The organism is Mycobacterium sp. KBS0706, from assembly GCF_005938675.2.
Taxonomy (GTDB): Bacteria; Pseudomonadota; Alphaproteobacteria; order DSM-16000; family Inquilinaceae; genus Inquilinus.
Genome location: NZ_VCCH02000219.1, coordinates 1 through 3,549, shown reverse-complemented (window position 1 = coordinate 3,549; position 3,549 = coordinate 1). Strand labels below are relative to the sequence as shown.

Here is a 3,549-nt window from a genome sequence, read left to right as displayed (position 1 = left end):
TAGGATGTCGTCGAAGCTGGTGCCGATGACGTTCTCGATGTTGGTCAGCGTGTCGGTCTGAGCCTGACCGCCATTGAGATTGGTCGTCAGATTGACCCCGACGGGCCCGGTCTCGAGATGGTAGTCGATCGTATCGATATCGGCGCCGCCGTCGAGGGTGTCGGCACCGGCCCCTCCCAGCAGGGTATCGCTGCCGGCGCCACCGGTGAGGATGTCGTTTCCGGCATCGCCCGCGAGGATGTTGGCGCCGGCATCGCCGGTGAGCATGTCGTCGAAGACAGAGCCGGCGAGATTCTCGATGCTGGAATAGGTGTCCCCCGCCGCGGCGCCGAAGGTGCCCCCAGTGGCCAGATCGACAAAGGCGCCCTGGGTGTCGGTCGCATACGACGCCCAGTCGGACCCGGCCCCGCCGAGGAGCCGGTCCGCGCCGGCCTCACCCTGCAGGATATCGTCGCCATCGCCCCCGTCGAACAGGTCGTTGCCGGCCCCGCCGTTCAGCAGATCATTTCCGCCGAAGCCCGCGATGGTGTCGTCGCCGGCAGCGCCGGTGAGCTGGTCGTCGAAGTTCGAGCCGCCGAGGCCCTCGATGCTGACATAAGTGTCCCCGGCCGCGGCGCCGGAGGTGGCCCCGGTGGCCAGATTGACCACGGCGGCCTGGGTGTCGAACTGATAGAACGCCCAGTCGCGCCCGGCCCCGCCGATGAGAATGTCCGCGCCGGCCTCGCCGGCCAGGACATCATCTCCGTCGCCGCCGTCGAAGGTGTCGTTGCCCGCTCCGCCGATCAGCAGGTCACCCCCGCCGAAACCCGAGATGGTGTTGGCGCCGGCATCGCCGGTGAGCTGGTCGTTGAACTCGGAGCCGCGGATGTTCTCGATGCTGACGAACGTGTCCCCGGCCGCCGAGCCGGACGCCGCCCCGGTGGCGAGATTGACCACGGCGCCCTGGGTCTCGTCCTGGTAGGTTATCCAGTCGATCCCGGCCCCGCCATTGAGCTGGTCCCCACCACCCCGGCCATTCAGGATATCGGTGCCGTCGCCGCCCTCGAAAACATTGGCGCCGGCGTCACCAAGGATCACGTCGTTGCCGGCGCCCGTGCGCACGTTCTCGATGCTCGACAGCGGCTCGAACCGGCCGGGAAACCCTTCGAATGTGGTTTGGCCGGCGGCAAGATCCACGGTCGTGCGGACAGCGGTGAAGGTAAAGTCCGCCGTGTCCGTGCCGGCGCCGCCATTGAAGGTGTCCCAGTCCCAGCTGCCACGCAAAATATCGTCGCCGTCACCGCCGTTGAGGACGTCGTCGCCGTTCCCGCCGTCGAGGATGTCGTTGCCGGCACCGCCGTTGAGTGTGTCATTTCCCGTATAGCCGTCGAGAATGTTCGAGTTGGCGTCACCGGTGATGACGTCCGTGCCGTTCGAGCCGATCACATTTTCGATATTGGCCAAGTGTCCCGTGAGGATCGTGCCCGCGTATTTTTCCTCACCGGTCACGAGGTTGATGGAGAGACCTGCAGGTATGTTCTCAGCGCTGTAATCGGCGGTGTCGATCCCGGTGCCGCCATCCAAAGTATCGCCGCCGAAACTACCCCTCAGGAGATCGTTGCCATCGCCGCCGTTGAGGATGTCGTCGCCGTTACCGCCGTCGAGGATGTCGTCGCCAGCGACACCGCTGATCATATCGGCGTCGGCGGTGCCTGCGAGGTTATCGTTGCCGGCCGTGCCGTTGATGATTGCCATTGCCCTTCCCCTTGTTCATGTTAGCGGCGCCGCATCCGCGACGCGGTGGATACGATTGCGAGCTGCCTCGCCCCGGTGGCCGGGCGGCCGGATGTTGCTTCGAGGAGACATGTGGACGCCAGGACCGCGTTAAAATCGGCAGGAGCGCGCTCGGATACCTCTCCCGGCCGCGGCCATGCGCCGACTGTGCGCTTGGCGACAAGAGCTCGCACTGCAGGATCGATATGTTAGTAGTTACATCGGACTGGAAAGATTGTGTCTATGAAGTGATTCATTTCAGGTAACAGATGCGAAATTCCTATCACAGGACCAAGGAGAGTCAATCAATTCATTGACGTCAAACATTTTCGATTTGCCGCGAATTTTCGATTTATGCGATGCGTTTCCCCGGAAGTTGTTCGGAAATTCGGCGAGTGGCAATGGCGCATCGGCGGTGCAGGCCGGAGGAGAAGCGGAAGCCGCCGAGGCAATATGATTGGCTATACGGTTCCCTGGGGACGACACCCTTCGGGGGGGTGCCGGGCCGATACGATTGAGGGCGGAGACGGCATCGACACGGCGGATTACTCGACCTCCGGGGCGGCCGTGTTCGTCGATCTCGCGACCGACGCCGCGAATCTCGGCGATGCCGCCTACGACACGCTGACCGGCATCGAGAACCTGCGCGGCAGCGCCTTCGACGACTTGCTCAATGGTAACGCGGCTGCCAACCGGATCGAGGGCCTGGACGGCAGCGACCAGGTGAATGCCGGCGACGGCGCCGGCATCGTCGATGGCGGGGCAGGCCAAGACACACTCCGCGGCGATGCCGGCGACGACCGGCTGGCCGGCGGTGCCGGCAGCGACATCCTGCGCGTCGGTGTTGGGGCCGACCACCTGACTGCCGGCGCCAATTACGACACCGGCAGCTACTGGGCCAGCGCCGTGGGTGTGAACATCGACCTCAAGACCATGTCAACGCCGGCGATGATGCCCAGGGCGGCACCATCGACAACGACGTCGAATTCATCCACGGCAGCAACCATGACGACGCCGTGACCGGCAACGCCCTCGCCAACGGGCTGATCGGGTTCGACGGCGACGACACTCTCATCGGCGCCGGCGGCAACGACACCCTCCGGGGTGGCGCCGGCGTCGACACATTGAACGGCGGCAGCGGCCTGGACTATTTCAGCTACACCGACGCGTGATGTGGCCGAGCTACTATTCTCATGACAAAAGAGGCAGCAAAGAGACCGAAAGCGGACAGTTGAGACCGGCATCCAGGTCGCACCTGACCGCAACGGGTCGTGTGCGGTCATGTCCGCTCTCCGGAGCCGACTGCGACGGCCGCTTTGGGGCGGCCCGCAGTCGGCTTGGCTGACCGGAACGGGCGGAAAGCGGAAGTCGACGGCGTGCCTTATTGAGGACGCTGCTCCTCCCATCGTGCCAAGTGTGCTCCCAGCCGACGAAAACCGTAGCCAATCAATGCCATGAGAATGCCGACAGGTAATAGGAGCCCGCGTTGATCATATCGGATAATCAAAGACAGCGCTCCAAAAGTGGCTATCAAAATGCAGCATCCCATATAGAAGGTGGCAAAATAGTACACAAATCGGAAAAACCCATATCGGTAACTTCTCTTATAGGTCCAATTCTGTCTTTTTCTTCGATAGACAAAATAGGCGATTCCGTGAAGTAGCGTGAGAGCTATAACCGTCTTTATTGCGAATTCTAGCATCATATCCAAGCAGATGGGTGATTGAAAAATGCGACATAATCATATCGCGGAATGGGCACGATTGTGAACGGTCGGCCGGCGCTTGTCTGCTGCTT

3 protein-coding genes are annotated in these 3,549 nt (G+C 62.6%); 2 read left to right on the top strand and 1 reads right to left on the bottom strand.

Annotation, left to right across the window (positions count from 1 at the left end; genetic code table 11):
- Window positions 1-1,734 (bottom strand): calcium-binding protein (locus tag FFK22_RS41205; protein ID WP_143956966.1); only part of this gene is annotated, 1,734 nt, incomplete at its 3' end.
- Window positions 1,735-2,205: 471 nt separating this feature from the next.
- Between FFK22_RS41205 and FFK22_RS43600 the strand changes: the two genes are divergently transcribed.
- Window positions 2,206-2,772, top strand: a complete 567-nt coding sequence (locus FFK22_RS43600) for a calcium-binding protein (RefSeq protein WP_186002967.1) — start codon at window positions 2,206-2,208, stop codon at window positions 2,770-2,772.
- Window positions 2,769-2,924 (top strand): hypothetical protein, encoded by a 156-nt coding sequence (locus tag FFK22_RS43595; protein ID WP_186002966.1) that lies wholly within the window; start codon window positions 2,769-2,771, stop codon window positions 2,922-2,924. Before FFK22_RS43600 ends, FFK22_RS43595 begins: the two co-directional genes overlap by 4 nt.
- Window positions 2,925-3,549: the final 625 nt, after the last annotated feature.